The organism is Roseateles sp. FW305-36 (assembly GCF_058787015.1).
Map to the genome: position 1 here is coordinate 112,112 of NZ_JBYSZK010000011.1, position 18,694 is coordinate 130,805.

An 18,694-nucleotide genomic window follows, 5' to 3' on the forward strand; every position below is an offset into this window, starting at 1 on the left:
CCCCCTGAAGGCATCAAGGGTAGCCATTTCTGAGCGATTTGGGTTATTTCATGACCAGAGCTGGCGCATGGCGGCCTCGAAGGCATCCCCCACCCGAGTGGGGGCGCGCCAGGGCCGGGCGCGGCCGGCCACCCACACCGACTGCCACGGCGAGCCGTTGCTGCCGAAGACGACCGCGTCCAAAAGGGCTTCCTCGGGCAGGCCGCGCAGGGTGTCGGCCTCGCGGTTCAGCACCAGGCAGTCGGCCCGCGCACCGGGCGTCAGGCCCCAGGCCGCGAAGCCGGCGGCGGCGGCGCCACCATGGACTGCGGCATCAAAGAGCCGCGCCGCACTGGAGGGCTGGCTGCCGGGTGCCGAAGCGACATTGCGCTGGCGCAGGGACAGGCGCTGGCCGTATTCCAGCCAGCGGATCTCCTCCACCCAGCCGCGCGTGACCTGACTGTCCGAGCCCACCGTGAGCGGCACACCGCCGGCCAGCCAGCGCGGCAGATCGGCCAGGCCGTCGCCGAGATTGGCCTCGGTGCCGGGGCAGATGACGATGCCGGCGCCGCTGCGGGCCACGGCCTCGATCTCGGCCGGCTCGGCATGGGTGGCGTGCACCAGTTGCCAGCGCGGATCCAGATGACCCTCCTCGGCCAGCCACTGGATGGGGCGCTTGCCCGTGGCGGCCAGGCAGTCGGCCACCTCGCCGGTCTGCTCGGCCACATGGATGTGGATAGGCAGGTCGGACGCGCCGACAAGGTCTCGCAGGCGGGCGATGTCCTGAGGCGAGGCGCCGCGCAGCGAATGCAGGGCCACGCCGGCGTTCACCCGCGGCAGGCCGGCGGCCATGACGCGCTGGCTGGCCCGCCAGGCCCAGTCGGCATCGGCGGCAAAGCGGTGCTGGTCGGCTCGCAGGCCGTCGGCGCCGAAACCGCTGCGGGTGTAGACAACCGGCAGCAGGGTCAGACCGATGCCGACCTCCTCGGCGGCCTCGGCCAGGGCCCAGGCCATGTCCAGCTCGTCGTCGAAATCATGGCCTTCGGCCGGGTGGTGCAGATAGTGGAACTCGCAGACCTGGGTGTAGCCGCCGCGCAGCAACTCCGCATAGAGCTGGCTGGCCACCGCCTTCAGCTGCTGCGGCGAGATGCGCAGGGCCAGCGCATACATGCGGTCGCGCCAGCTCCAGAAATCGTCCTGGCCGGCCTCGCGACGCTCGGCCAGCCCGACGAAGGCGCGCTGGAAGGCATGGCTGTGGGCGTTGACGAGGCTCGGGATGACGGGGCCACCCAGCTTCTCGGCGTCAAGCGGTGCCGGCAGGTTGACGGTGATCTCGGACCAGCAGCCATTGGCATCGACGCTGAGCAGCACATCGCGCTGCCAGCGGCCGTCCACCCAGGCCAGGGCGGCGTGAAGGCGCTTCAAGGCTGCCATGCGAGCATCTCCTTCAGCAGCTTTTCGATCAGCGGCGCCGCGCCGTTGGCCAGTTCGTCGTCGTAGGCGCCGGCCGGGTCGGCGGCTTCGTCCATGTAGCAGCGCTGGCACATCTCCAGCTGGACCGCATGCACGCCGCGGCCCGGCTGGCCATAGTGGCGGGTGATGTAGCCGCCCTTGAAGCGGCCGTTGACGACCTGGCTGAACTGCACCTGCCCTGCCAGCAACGCGCCCAGACGTTCGGTGAGGGCCGGTGCGCAGGAGGCGCCATCGGCCGTGCCGAGGTTCAAGGCCGGCAGCTGGCCGTCGAACAACCAGGGCAGCTCGGAGCGGATGCTGTGGCCGTCGAACAGCAGGGCATGGCCGTGAGCGGCACGCAGGCGCTCGAGCTCGGCGGCCAGGGCCTGGTGATAGGGCTGCCAATAGGCCTCGCGGCGCGCACCGATTTCGGCGGCGTCGGGCTCGGCGCCTTCGCGGTAGAGCGGGTCGTCGCTGAAGAAGCGGGTCGGCACCAGACCGGTGCCACCCGCAGCGCCCGGGTAGAGGGGCTGGTCGTCGGGCGGCCGGTTCAGGTCGATGACGTAGCGGCTGTAGCGCGGCACGATGACGCTGGCGCCGAGCTTCTCGGCCAGCGGCCGGTAGAGCCGCTCCAGATGCCAGTCGGTGTCCTCGCTGGCCAGGGCGCGCGGCACCAGGCGCTCGACCAGTTCGGGCGGAATTTCGATGCCCACATGGGGCAGGCTGATCAGCAGGGGCACACGGCCCTGCTGCAGGCTGAAAACGCTCATGCTTCTCCCTGTTGTCCTTGCCAGACCCGTTCTATCAGCGGGTTATGTCCAAAGCATGCTGCCAGCTCACGCGGATGTGCGCTATCCCAGACACAGAAATCGGCGCGCTGACTCGGCACCAGCCGGCCGCGGTCGGCCAGCCCCAAGGCGCGGGCGCCATTGACGGTGAGGCCGCGCAGGGCCTCCTCGGGCGTCAGGCGGAACAGCACGCAGGCCATGTTCAGCATCAGCAGCGGCGACAGCGTCGGCGAGCTGCCGGGGTTGTGGTCGGTGGCGATGGCGATCGGCACGCCGGCCTCGCGCAGCGCCGCAATCGGCGGCAGCTGGGTTTCACGCAGCGCATAGAAGGCGCCGGGCAACAGCACCGCCACCGTGCCGGCCTCGGCCATGGCCTGAACGCCCGCCGGGCTGAGGTATTCGAGGTGGTCGCAGCTCAGCGCCCGGTAACCCGCGGCGAGCTGGGTACCGCCCTGGTCGCTGAGCTGCTCGGCATGCAGCTTGACGGGCAGGTTGAGGCGCTTGGCCGCGTCGAACACGCGCGCCACCTGGGCCGGGCTGAAGGCGATGTGCTCGCAGAAGGCGTCAACCGCATCGACGAGGCCGGCTTGGTGCAGCTCGGGCAGCCACAGGCAGGCGGCGGCGATGTAGTCGTCGGCGTCGGCGAACTCGGGCGGCAGGGCATGGGCGGCAAGATAGGTCGTGCGCACGTCGACACCCAGGCTGGCCAGTTGGCGCGCCACGCGCAGCATGCGGGCCTCGGTGCCAGCGTCCAGGCCGTAACCGGACTTGATCTCCAGCGTCGTCACGCCCTCGCGGATGAGGGCCTGGGCGCGCTTGCGGGCGCTGGCCAGCAGCTCGACCTCGCTGGCGGCACGCGTGGCGGCGACCGTCGACTTGATGCCGCCGCCGGCCTTGGCGATGTCGGCATAGCTGGCGCCATGCAGGCGCTGCTCGAACTCGTGGGCGCGGCTGCCGCCGTAGACGAGATGGGTGTGGCAGTCCACCAGGCCCGGCGTGACCAGGGCGCCATGCAGCTCGACGACATCGTCAGCCGCCGGCGCCTCGGCGCTGGGCCCGACCCAGCGCAGCAGCCCGTCCTCGACCAGCAGGGCGCCGTCGTCGATGAGGCCCCAACCGCTCTCGCCCGCCAGCGTCGCGAGCAGCCCGCCGCGCCACAGCCGCGATCGCGTCACTCGCCGCTCCAGGTCAGCCACCAGGCATTGCCCTCGCCGGTGAAGACGCAGCTCTGGGGCACGGGATCCTCGCACCAGGCCAGCGTCAGCGGCGCCATCGGCATGGCGCGGTGGCCATGCTCGAGAAGGCCGCCGCTGACGGTGAACAGGCCGACCCAGGGCGTCTTGGGCAGCAGCACATGATGGGCCGACTCGACCTCCAGGTTGCCGCGCCTCTCCATCACGTTGAAGACGTCGGTGTCGCCCTTGATCAGCTCGGCCTCGGGGGCGAGGCCGCCGTCGAAGCGCAAAGGCTCGTCGCCCACGCTCTGCGGCCAGTCGAACAGGCGCAGGCCCGAGCCGCGGATGACGGCCAGCCAACGGTGCACGCCCGGGAAGGCCGAAAAGGGCCCGTCGCGCTCCACGCGCGCGACGCTGATGCGCAAGGCCCAGTCATGGGCATGCGGCCAGGCCAGCAACTCCCGCGTCGTGCCGCCTGCGTTCTTCCAGGCCTGCGGCTGCACATCGGCCGCGCTGACCCTGCTCCAACTCATGTTCTTTTCCTCGCGCTCAACCCCTGCTTGGGGGCAATCGCGCATTCTCCGCAGCTCTGTGCGGCCCGGCTCATGCCGAGAAGCTCCCTTGCAATTGGTAACGTACACCGGGGTGGGTCAGTTTCACGCTGGTTACGGCCACGCCGCGGCTGTAGGTGATGCGCTTGACGACCAGACAGGGGTCGCGGCGGTTGATGCCGAGCAGCTTGGCCTCGACCTCGCCGGGCAGGGCCGCCTCGATCATGTAGCGCGCCTCCGACAGCGGCGCCACATCCAGCAGATAGTGCGTCGGCGTGATGCGCGTGAAATCCTGCGAAAGATAGTCGGGCGCACTGGCCGGGTTGACGGCGCGCTCCTCGCACTGGATGGCCACGCCGTTCTCCAGATGCACGATGAGGCTGAGGAAGACCGGCGCGCCGCGCTTGATGCCGAGCTCGGCGGCCTGCTGGGGCGTGGCCTTGCCGCGCGTCAATGCATGCACGCGGGCCTCGTGCATCCCGCCACGCTCATTGATTTCCTCGTGCACGTCGCGCACGTTCAGCGTCGACGAGATGCGGTGCAGCTGGGCCACGAAGCTGCCCACGCCCTGCACACGCTCGATCAAGCCCTCCTGCACCAGCTCGCGCAGGGCCCGGTTCACCGTCATGCGGCTGACTTCGAACTGGGCGACAAGGGCGCCTTCGCTGGGCAGCAGATCGCCGGCCACCCAGTGGCTGCTGGCGATGCCTTCGCGCAGATGGTTCTTGACCTTGAGGTATTGGGGTTCGGGACCCGTAGCTGACGTTCGGGGGCTTTTGGGCATGGCGGCATCCTAGTTGACTTGACTTGTATATACAACTAGAGTCCGCCCCACTTTCAGGAGTACCCCATGCCCGCCCTGCCCCGCCCCGTCAAAGCGCCCACCGGCACCCAGCTCAGCTGCAAGAGCTGGCTGACCGAAGCGGCCTACCGCATGCTGCAGAACAACCTCGACCCCGCCGTGGCCGAGAACCCGGACGCCCTGGTCGTCTATGGCGGCATCGGCAAGGCCGCGCGCAACTGGGATGCCTTCGATGCCATCCTCAAGTCGCTGCGCGAGCTGAACGACGACGAGACGCTGTTGATCCAGTCGGGCAAGCCGGTCGGCGTGTTCCGCACGCATGTGGACGCGCCCAGAGTCCTGTTGGCGAATTCCAATCTCGTCCCTGCTTGGGCCAATTGGGAGCACTTTCACGAGCTGGATCGCAAGGGCCTGATGATGTACGGCCAAATGACTGCTGGCAGCTGGATCTACATCGGCAGCCAGGGCATCGTGCAGGGCACCTACGAGACCTTTGCCGAAGCCGCGCGCCAGCACTACGGTGGCGTGGCCAAGGGTCGCTGGGTACTGACCGCCGGCCTCGGCGGAATGGGCGGTGCCCAGCCCCTGGCCGCCACCTTCGCGGGCTTCTGCTCGCTGAACATCGAGTGCCAGCAGTCGCGCATCGACTTCCGCCTCAAGACCCGCTATGTGGACGAGCAGGCCTTCGACCTCGACGACGCGCTGGACCGCATCGCCAAGTACACCGCGGCCGGCGAGGCCAAGTCCATCGCCCTGCTGGGAAATGCGGCCCGCCTGATCCCGCAACTGGCCGAGCGCTGCAGGCAGGGCACGGCCATCAAGCCCGATCTCGTCACCGACCAGACCTCGGCCCACGACCTGATCCACGGCTATCTGCCGGCCGGCTGGAGCGTGGAGCAGTGGAAGGCCGCCGCAAGCGACCCGGCCCAGCATGCCGAGCTGAAGGCTGCCGCCGCCAAGAGCGCGGCCGAGCATGTCAAGGGCATGCTGGCCTTTCAGCAAATGGGCATCCCGACGGTGGACTATGGCAACAACATCCGCCAGGTCGCCAAGGACCAGGGCGTGGCCAATGCCTTCGACTTCCCCGGCTTCGTGCCCGCCTATGTGCGGCCGCTGTTCTGCGAGGGCAAGGGCCCGTTCCGCTGGGTGGCGCTGTCTGGCGACCCCGAAGACATCCGCAAGACCGACGCCAAGCTCAAGGAACTGTTCCCCAAGCATGAGGCCCTGCACCGCTGGCTGGACATGGCCGCCGAGCGCATCGCCTTCCAGGGCCTGCCGGCGCGCATCTGCTGGCTGGGCCTGGGCGAGCGCCACATCGCCGGCCTGGCCTTCAACGAGATGGTCAGGAACGGCGAGCTGAAGGCCCCCATCGTCATCGGCCGCGACCACCTAGACAGCGGCTCGGTCGCCAGCCCGAACCGCGAGACCGAAGGCATGAAGGACGGTTCGGACGCCGTCTCCGACTGGCCGCTGCTGAACGCGCTGCTCAACACCGCCGGCGGCGCCACCTGGGTGTCGCTGCACCACGGCGGCGGCGTCGGCATGGGCTACTCGCAGCACTCGGGCGTCGTCATCGTCTGCGATGGCACGGACGCCGCTGCCCAGCGCATCTCGCGCGTGCTGTGGAACGACCCGGCCACGGGCGTCATGCGCCATGCCGATGCCGGCTACGAGTCGGCCGCCGCCTGCGCCCGCACCCACGAACTGAACCTGCCTTCCCTGTGAAGTCCGCTATGAAACTCATCCCCGGACAACTGACGCTGGACCAACTCGCCGACATCGCCGCCGGCCGCGCCGCGCTGCAGCTCGAAGACTGGAGCGCCGTCGACAAGAGCGCCGCCCTGGTGGCCGCCGCCGCCGCGGGCGATGCCCCGGTCTACGGCGTCAACACCGGCTTCGGCAAGCTGGCCAGCACCCGCATCGCCAAGGACCAGCTCGCCCAGTTGCAGCTCAACCTGATCCGCAGCCACGCCGTGGGCGTCGGCGCGCCGATGTCGCCCGAGGTGATGCGGCTGATGCTGGCCACCAAGGCAGGCAGCCTGGCACGCGGTTTCAGCGGCGTGCGCCGCGAGGTCGTGCAGTCGCTGCTGGATGCGCTGAACGCCGGCTTCATTCCCTACGTGCCCTGCCAGGGCTCGGTCGGTGCCAGTGGTGACCTGGCGCCGCTGGCCCACATGACGCTGGCCCTGATGGGCGAAGGCGAAGCCCTGGTCGCGGGTCAACGCGTGTCGGCCCGCGACGAACTCGCCCGCCTGGAGCTGCAGCCGCTGACCCTGGCCGCCAAGGAAGGCCTGGCCCTCATCAATGGCACCCAGGCCAGCACCGCCCTCGCCCTGCACGCGCTGCTGCGCTTCGAAGGCCTGTTCGCCACGGCCCTGGCCAGCGGTGCGATGACGCTGGATGCTGCCAGAGGTTCCGACGGTCCCTTCGATGCCCGCATCCACGCGGTGCGCGGCCAGCCCGGCCAGATCGAGGTGGCCGGCATCTACCGCGAACTGCTCGCCGGCAGCGCCATCCGCCAGTCACACCGCGAAGGCGACGAACGCGTGCAGGACCCCTACTGCCTGCGCTGCCAGCCCCAGGTCATGGGCGCCTGCCTGGACCAGGCCCGCCATGCCGCCCAGGTGCTGGTACGCGAGGCCAATGCGGTGACCGACAACCCGCTGGTGTTCGAGGACGTGATGGTGTCGGGCGGCAATTTCCACGCCGAGCCGGTGGCCTTCGCAGCCGACAACCTGGCCCTGGCCATCGCCGAGGTCGGCGCCATCGCCGAGCGCCGCATCGCCATGCTGATCGATCCGGGCATCTCGCGCCTGCCGCCCTTCCTGACGGCCGACGCCGGCCTGCACAGCGGCTTCATGATCGCCCACGTGACGGCCGCGGCCCTGGCCAGCGAGAACAAGAGCCTGGCCCACCCGGCCAGCGTCGACAGCCTGCCGACCAGCGCCAACCAGGAAGACCATGTCTCCATGGCCACCTTCGCCGCGCGCCGCCTGCACGCCATGATCGACAACACGGCCCACATCGTCGCCATCGAGATGCTGGCCGCCGCCCAGGGCATCGACTTCCTGCGCCCGCTGCAGAGCTCGACGCCGGTGGAAGCCCTGCACACGCGCCTGCGCGCGGACTGCGCCAGCAGCCCGGCCGACCACTATCTGGCGCCGGACATCGAACGGGCTGCGGCCCTGGTGCAGGCCGGAGAGCTGAAGGCGGCCCACGCGCCGCGCTTCACCCCCTGAGCGATCCGTCCGCCTGAGGACGCCGTGCCGCCCGGCGGGGCGGCTCTGGACGGCGGCCAGCATAGGATGGCCGCCACCGTCCCGCCCGCCCCGCCCGCATGAACGAGAGCCCCGGCCGCATGCAGAGCGACGCCGTCTTCGGCGTCCTCTACCCGCAGTTGCGCCGCATCGCGCGAGGTCAGCTGCGGCGCAACGAGCCCATCACCCTGCTGGACACCACCGGCCTGGTCCACGAGGCCTGGCTGAGGCTGGCAGCCAACCGGGGCCTGCCCCTGGATGACCACGGGCGGTTCCTGGGCTATGCAGCAAGGGTGATGCGCTTCGTCGTGATCGACTTCGTGCGCCAGCGCCATGCGCAGCGACGCGGCGGAGAGCTGGTGCACCTGACGCTGGACACCGGCGTCCAGGCGTCGGCCACCGTCCAGGACGAGCGACTGCTGCAGCTCAACGAGGCCCTGTCGGCGCTGCAGGGCGTGGACGAACAGCTGGTGCAGGTGGTGGAGATGCGCTGCTTCGGCGGCCTCGGCGAAGCCGAGATCGCCCACGCCCTCGGCGTCAGCGACCGCACGGTGCGCCGGCACTGGCAGCGTGCGCGCGCCTTGCTGCACGCCGCGCTGAGCTGAGGCCCGGCATGCCGGTCAAGGCCGATCAACTGCCCCGGCTGGCCGGCCTGCTCGACCGCCTGATGGCCCTCCCTGCGGCGGAGCGCGCCGCCTGGGTCGACGGCCTGCAGGGCGACGACGCGGCCCTCGCACCCGCCTTGCGCGACATGCTGGCTCACCCCGAGCTGCTGGACGAGGATGCCGGCGCATCGCGGGCCGCGTGGAGCCAGCCGCTGCGCGACGCCGCCGCCGCGCTGGCGGGAAGCCTGCACCCGCCCTGGCAGGCAGGCGCCACGCTGGGCCCCTGGCAGTTGCTCAGCCCGCTGGGCGAAGGCGGCATGGGCGTGGTGTGGCTGGCGGAGCGCCGCGACGGCACGCTCAAGCGCCAGGTGGCCCTGAAGCTGCCTCGCCCAGGCTTGCAGCGCTGGCGCGTGGGAGAGCGCTTCGAGCGCGAACGCGACATCCTTGCCCAGCTCAACCACCCGCACATCGCCCGCCTCTTCGATGCCGGCATCAGCGCCGACGGCCAGGCCTGGCTGGCCATGGAGTTGGTTCAGGGGCAGCCCATCACCCAGCATGCCCAGAGCGCCGGGCTCGACGTCGCCGCGAGGCTGGCGCTGTTCGGCCAGGTGCTGTCGGCGGTGCAGCACGCCCACCAGCGTCTGGTGGTGCACCGCGACCTGAAGCCGTCGAACATCCTCGTCGACGCCGCCGGCCAGGTGCGCCTGCTGGATTTCGGCATTGCGCTGCTGCAGGACGAGACCCGCCCCCAGGCCGCGCTGACCGAGCTGGGGCAGCCGCTGCTGACGCCGCAGTACGCTGCCCCCGAGCAGCTGGCGCAGCTGGACGTGAGCACGGCCTGCGACCTGTACTCACTGGGCGTCGTGCTGTGCGAGCTGCTGAGCGGGCACACGCCCTACAAGCCCACCCGGCCGGGCCGCGCGGCCCTGGAGGAGGCGGTGCTGAACGGCGAGCTGCAACGCCTCAGCAGCCTGGCGCCGGCAGCAGACCGCCGCGCGCTGCGCGGTGACCTGGACAACATCGTTTTCAAGGCCATGGCGCGCGACCCCGCGCAGCGCTACGCCAGCGCCGACGCCTTCGCGCAGGACATCCAGCGCCACCTGCATGGCCTGCCCGTGCAGGCCATGCCGCCGAGCTGGCGCTACCGCGGCGGCAAGTTCATCGCCCGCAACCGTGTGGTGGTGGCAGCGGGCGGAGTGGTGGCCCTGGCCTTGCTGACGGGCGCGGGCGCAGCGCTGTGGCAGGCCCGCGCGGCGCGCGAGCAGACCGCCGTCGCTGTCCGCGAGGCGCAACGCGCACAGGCCGTGCAGGGCTTCCTGATCGGCCTCTTCAACGAGGCCGACCCGGCGCGTGCGCAGGGCCGCGAGCTCACCGCCCGCGACCTGATGGCGCGCGCCGAGCACGAGCTCCAGGCCCAGCTGGCCGGCGAGCCCGATTCCATCGCCGCCGTGCGCGCGGCCATGGTCGACATCTACCTCAAGCTGGGCGACGAAAAGAATGCCCTGCCCCTGGCGCAGGCCCAGCTCGACCAGGCGCGGCAGCGCCACGGCGCCGGGAGTGCCGACGCCGGCGCCGCCGGGCTGGTGCTGGGGCGCACGCTCAACCGCTACGGCAGACACGAAGCCGCCCTGGCGACGCTGACCGAGACGCTGGCCGCACTGGCACCACTGACCGCCTCCCCCGGGCCGGCCACGGACACCTGGCTGGCGGCCGGCGTGGAGCGCGCCTCCAGCCTGATCAGCCTGCGCCGCATGGCCGAAAGCCGCGAAGCCCTGCGCCCCCTGTTGCCGCGCCTGGCCCGGCGCTGGGGCGAGCGCAGCTGGGAGCTCATCCAGGCCAAGTCCGAACTGGCGCTCGGCCTGGTGCTCGATGGCCAGGTCGCCGAGGCCGCGCCGCTCTACGCCGAGATCGAGCCGCTGCTGGATCCCCTGCCCGCCGGCCATGAGATCGACGCCACCACGCTGCGTGCCGACATGGGCTACGCCTGGCAGCTGTCCGGGCGCTGGGACGACAGCCGGCGTGCCCTGGAACGTGCCCTGGCCGACTTCGACCGGCTGGAAGGTCGGCGCAATTCCAACTCCATCCGCGTGCAGCGCAGCCTGGCGGTGCTGCTGCAGGACGGTGGCAACGCACCGCTGGCCGCCCGCGTGACCGACGACAACGCCAGGCGTTCGGCCGATCTGTACGGCGCGGACGACGGTGAAGCCGCGCTCGACCAGTCGTTTCGCGTCATTCCGCTGTGCCTGACGGGCCGCGTGGCCGAAGGCCTGGCCGCGGCGCGCGAATCGGTCCGCATCGTCGAAGGCAAGCAGGACTATTCCGCCGCCGACCGGCGCGGCCTGGAGCGCCGGCTCGGCCTGGCCCTGCTCTTCGACGGCCGCTTCGCCGAGGGCCTGAGCCTGCTGCAGCGCCTGGCGCTGGCCGACGAGCGCGACGGCTTCAACGACGGCCGCAAGGCCGCCACCCTCGTCTATCTGGCCGCCGCGCTGCGCCTGCAGGCCCAGCCACAGGCCAGCGCAGAGCGCGCCGCCGAAGCCGCGGCCATCTGGCGCAAGCGCGAGACCCTGACCAGCCAGATCCTGGCGGCGCGTGCCCTGCTGGCCCAGGCGCTGGCGCTGGCGCAAGCCCGGCAGCCGGACGCCGCGCAAGCCAAGCTCGACGAAGGCCTGGCGCTGCTCAAGCCCAGGTTGCCCGCCGGCCACGTGCTGATGCGCTCGGCCGACCTGGTGCGCGCCGCCGTGCTGCAGGCCCAGGGCCAGGCCGCGGCGGCGCAGGCACTGGAGCGCAGCACCCAGGCCAGCCTGCGCGAGGCCGGCTTCGTGCTGCCCGCCACGCTGCCCTGGCTCCCCTAACTTGAAGCCCGGCGCGCTGTCCGCTGGCGGGTCATTCCTGCGAATTCCCCCGTGAGCCCCGCCCTTTGGCGGATTCACCCCCTTGGAGTACGCATGAACCCCCTCTCAGCGATCTGCCTGGCCGCCACCCTGTCGCTCAGCCCGGCGGCCTTTGCCTTCAACCCGCAACCCGACCCGCCGGCCAAGCTGGCCTACGTCTCCTTCGACCTCTACAACTCGGTCGAGACCTTTGCCCATGGCATCAACAACGCGGGCGTGATCACGGGCTACTCCGACGACGGCATCACGCTGGCCCATGGCTACAAACTCGCGGCCGGCGTGTTGACGCAGAACGATGCACCGGGCGCCATCAGGATCACGGAAAACTACGCCATCAACAGCCTCGGCGCGGTCAGCGGCGCCTACTACGACGGGGCCAATCTGCTCGGCTTTCTGCAAAGCGGCAGCACCTTCACGCCGCTCAACCCGGGCGGCCCGCGCAGCGTGGCCTGGGGCATGAACGACACCGGCAAGGTGGTCGGCTCCTACGAGCCCGGCGGCAGCACCGATCGCGGCTTTCTGTGGAGCGGCGGCGGCTTCACCGACCTGATGGTGCCTGGCAGCCTGAGCACCCAGGCACGAGACGTCGACAGCAGCGGACGCGTCGTCGGCTGGTCGGTCGACGCGGCTCGCTTCCAGCACGGTTTTCAGCTCGTGGGCGGCAGCTACACCGCCTTCGACGTGCCCGGCGACGCGTCCTACGGCACGCGCGTCTTCGGCACCAACGACCACGGCTGGCTGGTGGGCGCCTATGGCGATGCCAGCAGCGCGCGAAACGGCTTCGTGTTCAACGGCGCGACCACCTACCGCATCGACATTCCCGGCGCGCTCTGGACCGAGGTCTACGGCATCAACGACCAGCTGACGATGGTGGGCGCCTGGGGCGATGCCAACGGCGTGAACGTGCATGCCTTCACGGCCACGATGAGCACGGTGGCTGCCGTGCCCGAGCCCGATACCTGGGCCCTGATGGCCAGCGGTGGACTGCTGCTCGGCTTGCTGCGCAGGCGCAGGCTCGCGGCCAGCCTGGCGCTGACCGGCGCCCTGGCCGCGTCCACCGCACAGGCCGCTTCCGACCACTGGGTGCGGGCCTGGGTGGACGCACGCGGCAACGGCGTGACGCAGCAGCAGGACACGGGCGCCATCGACGGCCCGGTGGCCAGCGCGGGGCCGGTCGGCTTCGGCGTCGTCGACGCCTTCGGCAGCTTCAGCAGCAACATCACCGGCAACGCCGCCTACGGTCATCTGTGGGGCAGCGCCAATGCAGCCCAGCACAGCCCGAACTTCGTCCGCCAGTCCGACGCCAACGCCGACTACGTCGCCTTCCAGGACCGCCTGACACTGACCTCGGCGACGCTGGCACCCGGCAGCCTGGTCTCGTTCACCGTCACCGAGGTGCTGACCGACAAGCTCAGCTCGGGGCCCACCACCTGCTGCGCGAACGTGGCCGTCAACGGTCACTACGACTTCGGCGTGTCGAACTTCAATTTCGGTGACCAGGCCCAGGCCGGTCAGACGATCGACCACTCGGTGACCCGCCAGGTCCAGCTGCAGTGGGCCATCGGCGCGCCGCACGACGTGGGCGCCATCCTGTTCTACGACGCGGCCTCGTCGCCGGGCATCAACAGCGTGGACGGCAGCAGCCGCGTCGACCAGGCCGACGTGGTGTTCTACCTGAGCCTGCCCGTGGGCGTGTCGGTCAGCTCGGCCAGCGGCGCCGGCTACGCGCAGCCCGTGCCAGAACCGGCCTCGGCCGCGCTGATGGCCCTGGGCGTGGCGCTGCTGCTGGGCCGGCGGCGCCTGGGACGTCAGGCATGACGCCTGGGCGGCTCAGTACCGCCCCGCCGCCCCCGCCACGCGCAGGAAAACGTAGGCGAACCAAGCCACGACGGCCCGATGCAGCATGGCGCGCAGGCCCGTGCCGCCGTGCTCGCCGACGCGCTTGGACACATCGATGGCGGTCTCGATCTCCGCCGCCAACCGCGCCGCGAAGCCGGCATCCTCCACGACGACATTGGCCTCCAGGTTGACCAGCAGCGACAGCGGATCGATGTTGGAACTGCCCACCGTTGCCCACTGGCCGTCGACGACGGCGACCTTGGCGTGCAGGAAGGCCGGCGTGTACTCGTAGATCTCGACGCCATGGCCAAGCAGGTCGGCGTACAGCGCCTCGGCGGCCCAGCCGGCCAGCCGGTAGTCCAGCTTGCCCTGCAGCAGCAGGCGCACCCGCACGCCGCGGTCAGCGGCCCGGCGCAGCGCGTGGCGGATGCGCTGGCCGGGGTAGAAGTAGGGGCAGATGATGTCGACGCTGGCCCGCGCCTCGCGGATGGCGTCGGCATAGGCATGCTCGATGGTGCGGCGGCGGCGCAGGTTGTCGCGCAGCACGAAGGCGGCACTGACGGGCAGCAGCCGCGACGGCGGCTCGGCCAGGCGCTGCGGGCCGCGCCAGAGCTGGGTCAGCCACAGGCCGAAGCGGCGACGCAGCGGCACATAGTCCAGCAGCGCGTCGTCGAACTCCCGGCCCAGCCAGGCGCGCGACCAGATCGAGCGCACGCTTTGCGCGACGAGATCCACCAGGCCGCCCCTGACACCGACGGCGAAGTCAAGCCGCGGCAGCTCGCTGACGCCATGGTGGATGTCGATGCGGTCGTCGATGACGTTGATGCCGCCTACGAAGGCCAGCTCGCCGTCGGCGACGAACAGCTTCTGATGCAGGCGGCGCAGTTGGCCGGGCTGGAACCAGCGCCACCAGCGGTCCATGGGACGGAACACGGCAAAGGCCACGCCGCTGCCCGTGAAGCGCTCGCGCAGCGTGCGGATGCTGGCGTTGCTGCCGAAGCCATCCACGACGACGCGCACGCGCACGCCGCGGCGATCCGCCGCGATCAACGCGTCGGCCAGGGCGAGCGAGGTCTCGTCGTGGTGAAAGATATAGGTCGCCAGCCAGATCTCGCTGCTGGCATGGCGGATGGCGGCGAGCATGCGCGGAAAAAGCTCGTCGCCGCCGCGCAGCAGCTCGACCTCGTTGCCGCCGACGAAGCCGGGGTCGACGGCATGGTGACGCCGGCGCCGCCGCGACCCAAGACGTCTCATTCGAGGGTCAGCTCGACGAGCAGCGGCAGGTGGTCGGACATGCGCGCCCAGCTGGGGCCGCGCGGCACCTGCACGCCCGTACAGCGCAGGCCACGCATGTAGACGCGGTCCAGCGCGAAGACGGGCAGCCGCGACGGGAAGGTGGGCGCTCGCGCTCGGCCATGCGGCGGCGTGGCCCGATGCAGGCCATGGGTGCGCATCAGCGGATCCAGGCGCTCGCCCCAGTCGTTGTAGTCGCCGGCCACGAGAACGGGCTCGCCGGCGGGAACATGGTCGCGCACGAAGGTGGCCAGGCGATCGACCTGGCGCACGCGGCTGGAATGGATCAGCCCAAAGTGGGCGACGACGACGTGGACGCGGGTGCCTTGCCAGTGGATGGGCACATGCAGCAGGCCACGCTGCTCGAGGGCGTGGTCGGACACGTCGTGATGGCCGATGTCGCCCATCGGCCAGCGCGACAGCAGTGCATTGCCATGCTCGCCGAATTTGGTCGTCGCGTTGGTGCGGTAGGCCACTTCATAGCCTTCGGGCGCCAAGAACTCGGCCTGGCCCTTCTCCGGCCAGCCGAACCAGGTGCGATCGAAATAGGCCGCCTCGCGGTGGTGGAAGAGGCGCACTTCCTGCAGGCAGACGAGGTCGGCATCCATGGCCGCGACGCCCATCTGCAGGTTGTGGATCTCCAGGCGCTTGGCCGGCCCCAGGCCGCGCACGCCCTTGTGGATGTTGTAGGTCGCCACCCGCAGCACGGCGCCGGGCGGATGGGGTGTGGGGCGGACGGGGCTCATGTCGTCGTGGCTGGACTGAAGCGCGGCAACTGCAACACGGCTTCGGCGTTGGACGGCGAGAAGCAGCGGTCGGCCGCTTCATGCCAGGGCAACCAGACCCAAGATAAATGCTCGCGCGGCGCCAGCGTCGGCGTCATTGCCGACGGGATTTGTAGGCCGAAGACGTGTTCGGTGTTGCGCGTCACGCCGGGTGCGTAGCGATGCCGCCAGTGCGGGTAGATCTCGTAAACGTTGGCGAGATGCCAGTCGCGCAATTCCCCACCCAGCGCCTGGATGTCGAAGCCGGTTTCCTCCAGCACCTCGCGGCGCGCCGTCTCGGCCGGCGCCTCGTCGGGGCTGTCCTTGGAGCCGGTCACGCTCTGCCAGTAGCCGGGATGGTCGGCGCGCTCGATCAGCAGCACCTGCAGATCGGGCGTATGGATGACGACGAGGACCGACTCGGGGATCTTGAAGGGCTTGGCCAACTGCATGGCCAAAGCATAGCGAGGTCAGCCGCCTTGCTGCTTGCGTTTGGCCACCTCGGGCGGCAGCTCCTTGGCCTGCAGTTCGCGCACCTGGGCGACGAGCTGGTTGTGGGCATCCAGGAAGGCCGCGGCGATGACCTTGCCTTCGTTGGAATTGCTCCAGCCCGCGCCCGCGGCACCGCCCAGCTTGCCCAGCACGGCACCGCCCACGCCGAGGTCGGCCACCTCGACCGAACCGGTGGACGCGGCGACCTGCTCGGTGGTCTCGTTGTCGGTCAGCAGCAGGGCCGCCTGGGCCTGCTTGAGCTTGACCTGCTCGGCCGCGCCGACCAGCTTGTTCAGATAGGGAATGGCCTGCAGGATGCCGCCGATCTGGCGGCCGGCGTCCTGCTCGCTGAAGGTGAGGCTCGGAGTCAGGCTGTACTGGGCCTCGTAGCCCTTGCCCTTGCTGACCGTGTTGCCCTGCTGGCGCAGGATGCCGGCTTCCTTCAGCTCCTGCTCGCGCACGGTGGCCTTGAGGCCGGCGGCGCGGTCGACGACGCGAAAGCAGCCGCTCTGCTGCGCCAGCAGGCGCACCAGGGGCACAGGGCTGGAGGGCAGCTGGTAGCTGCTGGAATAGGCATAGCCGTTGGGGTTCTCGACCAGGGCGAGCGTCGCCACCGGCGCATCGCATTTGACGAGCTCGCGGCTGGCGTGATGGGCGCCCGCGGGACCGGCCGAGCCGCTGATGACGGAGCCGCCCTCTCCCAGCGTCGTGGACGACTTGCCGCAGGCGGCCAGCAGCAGCACGACCGTGGTGGACAGAAGGGAGCGGACGGGGTTCATGCGGGTCACCTCAATGGACAGACGCGAGAGTCTGCCCCCGCCAACGCGCCCTCATGCCCCAGGGACGGGGGACATTCCCCCTGAGCAGGGGCGTAAAAAAGCCCCGCCGCAGCGGGGCTGGTCTGCCGGGCAGGACGCTTACTGAGCCGCCGGCGTGGCGTTGCGCAGGCGGATGTGCAGTTCGCGCAGCTGCTTCTCGTCGACCAGCGACGGCGCGCCGGTCAGCAGGCACTGGGCGCGCTGGGTCTTGGGGAAGGCGATGACGTCGCGGATGGACTCGGCCTTGGTCATCATCGTGACGATGCGGTCCAGGCCGAAGGCCAGGCCCCCGTGCGGGGGCGCGCCATATTGCAGGGCGTCCAGCAGGAAGCCGAACTTGATGCGCTGGTCTTCCTCGCTGATGTTCAGCGCGGCGAAGACCTTGGCCTGCACTTCGGCGCGATGGATACGCACCGAGCCGCCGCCCAGTTCCCAGCCGTTGAGCACCATGTCGTAGGCCTTGGCAATGCACTTGCCCGGGTCCGACGTCATCAGGTCCTCATGGCCGTCCTTGGGCGCCGTGAAGGGATGGTGAACAGCCGCCCAGCGGTTGTTCTCCTCGTCGTGCTCGAACATCGGGAAGTCGACCACCCACAGCGGGGCCCACTTGTCCTCGAACAGGCCATTGGTCTTGCCGAACTCGCTGTGGCCGACCTTCAGGCGCAGCGCGCCGATGGCATCGTTGACGACCTTGGCCTTGTCGGCGCCGAAGAAGATCAGGTCACCGTCCTGGGCGCCGGTGCGCTTGAGGACTTCGGCAACGGCTTCGTCGTGCAGGTTCTTGACGATGGGCGACTGCAGGCCTTCGCGGCCCTTGGCCACTTCATTGACCTTGATCCAGGCCAGGCCCTTGGCACCGTAGATCTTGACGAACTCGGTGTAGGCGTCGATCTCGCCACGGCTCATGGCGGCACCGCCCGGCACGCGCAGTGCGACGACGCGACCGCCCGGCGTGGTGGCGGGGCCGGAGAAGACCTTGAAGTCCACCGTCGTCATGGCGTCGGTCAGCTCGGTGAACTCGAGCTTGACGCGCAGGTCGGGCTTGTCGGAGCCGTAGCGGTGCATGGCGTCCGCGTACTTCATGACCGGGTAGTCGCCGAGTTCCACATTCAGGTTCTTGCGGAAGACGTGGCGGATCATGCCCTCGAACATCGAGCGGATCTCTTCCTCGGTCAGGAAGCTGGTCTCGATATCGATCTGCGTGAACTCGGGCTGGCGGTCAGCGCGCAGGTCCTCGTCACGGAAGCACTTGGTGATCTGGTAGTAGCGGTCGAAGCCCGACACCATCAGCAGCTGCTTGAACAGCTGGGGCGACTGCGGCAGCGCGAAGAAGTGGCCATCATGCACCCGGCTGGGGACGAGGTAGTCGCGCGCGCCTTCCGGCGTGCTCTTGGTGAGCATCGGGGTCTCGATGTCGACGAAGCCATGCTCGTCCAGGAACTTGCGGACTTCCATCGCGACGCGGTAGCGCAGCATCAGGTTGTTCTGCATGTACGGGCGGCGCAGGTCCAGCACGCGGTGCGTGAGGCGGGTCGTCTCGCTGAGGTTTTCCTCGTCGATCTGGAAGGGGATGGGCACCGACGGGTTCAGCACCTCGATCTCGTGGCAGAGCACTTCGATCTTGCCGCTGACGAGGTTGGCGTTCTCGGTGCCGGCCGGGCGCGCACGCACCTTGCCGACGATCTTGAGGCAGAACTCGCTGCGAACGTCTTCCGCAATCTTGAAGCTGTCGGCGCGGTCGGGGTCGCAGACGACCTGGACCAGGCCTTCGCGGTCACGCAGGTCGATGAAGATGACGCCGCCGTGGTCGCGGCGACGATGGGCCCAGCCCATCAGGGTCACGGTCTGGTCGAGCAGCTTTTCGCTGACTTGGCCGGCATAGCAGGTACGCATGGAATTTCTCCGGGATTCTTTTTCAGGGTGTTCTTGAGGAGGCGCTGATGAGCTCGCTTGGCTCTCAGGATTGAACGCCGGCCGGGGCGTCCAAC

15 protein-coding genes are annotated in these 18,694 nt (G+C 70.0%); 5 read left to right on the forward strand and 10 right to left on the reverse strand.

Annotated features, from left to right (window positions below):
- Positions 1-48: 48 nt before the first annotated feature.
- The 5 genes from hutF to hutC all read right to left on the reverse strand — a co-directional run bounded on the left by hutF (position 49) and on the right by hutC (position 4,729).
- Positions 49-1,413, reverse strand: a complete 1,365-nt coding sequence (hutF, locus tag AC3WOE_RS20285) for a formimidoylglutamate deiminase (RefSeq protein WP_492693002.1) — start codon at positions 1,411-1,413, stop codon at positions 49-51.
- Entirely contained in the window at positions 1,401-2,201 is an 801-nt protein-coding gene (gene hutG / locus AC3WOE_RS20290) for an N-formylglutamate deformylase (protein WP_492693004.1), read from the reverse strand. The genes hutF and hutG overlap by 13 nt, the downstream gene beginning before the upstream one ends.
- Positions 2,198-3,394, reverse strand: a complete 1,197-nt coding sequence (gene hutI, locus AC3WOE_RS20295) for an imidazolonepropionase (RefSeq protein WP_492693006.1) — start codon at positions 3,392-3,394, stop codon at positions 2,198-2,200. The genes hutG and hutI overlap by 4 nt, the downstream gene beginning before the upstream one ends.
- Positions 3,391-3,927: a HutD/Ves family protein gene (locus AC3WOE_RS20300; protein WP_492693008.1), complete on the reverse strand. Its 537-nt coding sequence runs from the start codon at positions 3,925-3,927 to the stop codon at positions 3,391-3,393. The genes hutI and AC3WOE_RS20300 overlap by 4 nt, the downstream gene beginning before the upstream one ends.
- A gap of 70 nt (positions 3,928-3,997) precedes the next feature.
- Entirely contained in the window at positions 3,998-4,729 is a 732-nt protein-coding gene (gene hutC, locus AC3WOE_RS20305) for a histidine utilization transcriptional repressor HutC (RefSeq protein WP_492693010.1), read from the reverse strand.
- Between the two features lie 66 nt (positions 4,730-4,795).
- On the opposite strand from hutC, the gene hutU reads away from it, so the two are divergent.
- The 5 genes from hutU to AC3WOE_RS20330 all read left to right on the forward strand — a co-directional run bounded on the left by hutU (position 4,796) and on the right by AC3WOE_RS20330 (position 13,318).
- Positions 4,796-6,472 (forward strand): urocanate hydratase, encoded by a 1,677-nt coding sequence (gene hutU, locus AC3WOE_RS20310; protein WP_492693012.1) that lies wholly within the window; start codon positions 4,796-4,798, stop codon positions 6,470-6,472.
- A gap of 8 nt (positions 6,473-6,480) precedes the next feature.
- Positions 6,481-7,986 (forward strand): histidine ammonia-lyase, encoded by a 1,506-nt coding sequence (gene hutH / locus AC3WOE_RS20315; protein WP_492693014.1) that lies wholly within the window; start codon positions 6,481-6,483, stop codon positions 7,984-7,986.
- A gap of 98 nt (positions 7,987-8,084) precedes the next feature.
- A complete protein-coding gene (locus AC3WOE_RS20320) occupies positions 8,085-8,609 on the forward strand; it encodes an ECF-type sigma factor (protein ID WP_492693015.1) in 525 nt (174 codons plus the stop codon).
- Between the two features lie 8 nt (positions 8,610-8,617).
- The gene (locus AC3WOE_RS20325; RefSeq protein ID WP_492693016.1) at positions 8,618-11,461 is read left to right on the forward strand and encodes a serine/threonine-protein kinase; all 2,844 of its coding nucleotides are present in this window, start codon (positions 8,618-8,620) and stop codon (positions 11,459-11,461) included.
- Positions 11,462-11,554: 93 nt separating this feature from the next.
- Complete coding sequence (locus AC3WOE_RS20330; protein WP_492693018.1) at positions 11,555-13,318, forward strand: PEP-CTERM sorting domain-containing protein; 1,764 nt, start codon at positions 11,555-11,557, stop codon at positions 13,316-13,318.
- 12 nt (positions 13,319-13,330) lie between these two features.
- Here AC3WOE_RS20330 and clsB read toward each other — a convergent pair whose 3' ends face one another.
- From clsB to aspS, 5 genes are all read right to left on the reverse strand, one after another.
- Positions 13,331-14,593: a cardiolipin synthase ClsB gene (gene clsB, locus AC3WOE_RS20335; RefSeq protein WP_492693020.1), complete on the reverse strand. Its 1,263-nt coding sequence runs from the start codon at positions 14,591-14,593 to the stop codon at positions 13,331-13,333.
- Positions 14,590-15,378 carry an endonuclease/exonuclease/phosphatase family protein gene (locus tag AC3WOE_RS20340; RefSeq protein WP_492693021.1) on the reverse strand — a complete coding sequence of 263 codons (789 nt, stop codon included), beginning with the start codon at positions 15,376-15,378 and terminating at the stop codon, positions 14,590-14,592. Before AC3WOE_RS20340 ends, clsB begins: the two co-directional genes overlap by 4 nt.
- Positions 15,375-15,848 (reverse strand): dihydroneopterin triphosphate diphosphatase, encoded by a 474-nt coding sequence (nudB, locus tag AC3WOE_RS20345; protein WP_492693022.1) that lies wholly within the window; start codon positions 15,846-15,848, stop codon positions 15,375-15,377. The genes AC3WOE_RS20340 and nudB overlap by 4 nt, the downstream gene beginning before the upstream one ends.
- 18 nt (positions 15,849-15,866) lie before the next feature.
- Complete coding sequence (locus tag AC3WOE_RS20350) at positions 15,867-16,667, reverse strand: curli production assembly/transport component CsgG (RefSeq protein WP_492693024.1); 801 nt, start codon at positions 16,665-16,667, stop codon at positions 15,867-15,869.
- Positions 16,668-16,805: 138 nt separating this feature from the next.
- Positions 16,806-18,599, reverse strand: a complete 1,794-nt coding sequence (gene aspS, locus AC3WOE_RS20355; protein WP_492693026.1) for an aspartate--tRNA ligase — start codon at positions 18,597-18,599, stop codon at positions 16,806-16,808.
- Between the last annotated feature and the right edge of the window lie 95 nt (positions 18,600-18,694).

What these genes read in the sequence shown, in the direction of transcription:
- hutF (WP_492693002.1), bottom strand. Translation starts at nt 1,413, where the DNA reads ATGGCAGCCTTGAAGCGCCTTCACGCCGCCCTGGCCTGGGTGGACGGC.
- hutG (WP_492693004.1), bottom strand. Translation starts at nt 2,201, where the DNA reads ATGAGCGTTTTCAGCCTGCAGCAGGGCCGTGTGCCCCTGCTGATCAGC.
- AC3WOE_RS20300 (WP_492693008.1), bottom strand. Translation starts at nt 3,927, where the DNA reads ATGAGTTGGAGCAGGGTCAGCGCGGCCGATGTGCAGCCGCAGGCCTGG.
- hutC (WP_492693010.1), bottom strand. Translation starts at nt 4,729, where the DNA reads ATGCCCAAAAGCCCCCGAACGTCAGCTACGGGTCCCGAACCCCAATAC.
- hutU (WP_492693012.1), top strand. Translation starts at nt 4,796, where the DNA reads ATGCCCGCCCTGCCCCGCCCCGTCAAAGCGCCCACCGGCACCCAGCTC.
- hutH (WP_492693014.1), top strand. Translation starts at nt 6,481, where the DNA reads ATGAAACTCATCCCCGGACAACTGACGCTGGACCAACTCGCCGACATC.
- AC3WOE_RS20320 (WP_492693015.1), top strand. Translation starts at nt 8,085, where the DNA reads ATGAACGAGAGCCCCGGCCGCATGCAGAGCGACGCCGTCTTCGGCGTC.
- AC3WOE_RS20325 (WP_492693016.1), top strand. Translation starts at nt 8,618, where the DNA reads ATGCCGGTCAAGGCCGATCAACTGCCCCGGCTGGCCGGCCTGCTCGAC.
- AC3WOE_RS20330 (WP_492693018.1), top strand. Translation starts at nt 11,555, where the DNA reads ATGAACCCCCTCTCAGCGATCTGCCTGGCCGCCACCCTGTCGCTCAGC.
- clsB (WP_492693020.1), bottom strand. Translation starts at nt 14,593, where the DNA reads ATGAGACGTCTTGGGTCGCGGCGGCGCCGGCGTCACCATGCCGTCGAC.
- AC3WOE_RS20340 (WP_492693021.1), bottom strand. Translation starts at nt 15,378, where the DNA reads ATGAGCCCCGTCCGCCCCACACCCCATCCGCCCGGCGCCGTGCTGCGG.
- nudB (WP_492693022.1), bottom strand. Translation starts at nt 15,848, where the DNA reads ATGCAGTTGGCCAAGCCCTTCAAGATCCCCGAGTCGGTCCTCGTCGTC.
- AC3WOE_RS20350 (WP_492693024.1), bottom strand. Translation starts at nt 16,667, where the DNA reads ATGAACCCCGTCCGCTCCCTTCTGTCCACCACGGTCGTGCTGCTGCTG.
- aspS (WP_492693026.1), bottom strand. Translation starts at nt 18,599, where the DNA reads ATGCGTACCTGCTATGCCGGCCAAGTCAGCGAAAAGCTGCTCGACCAG.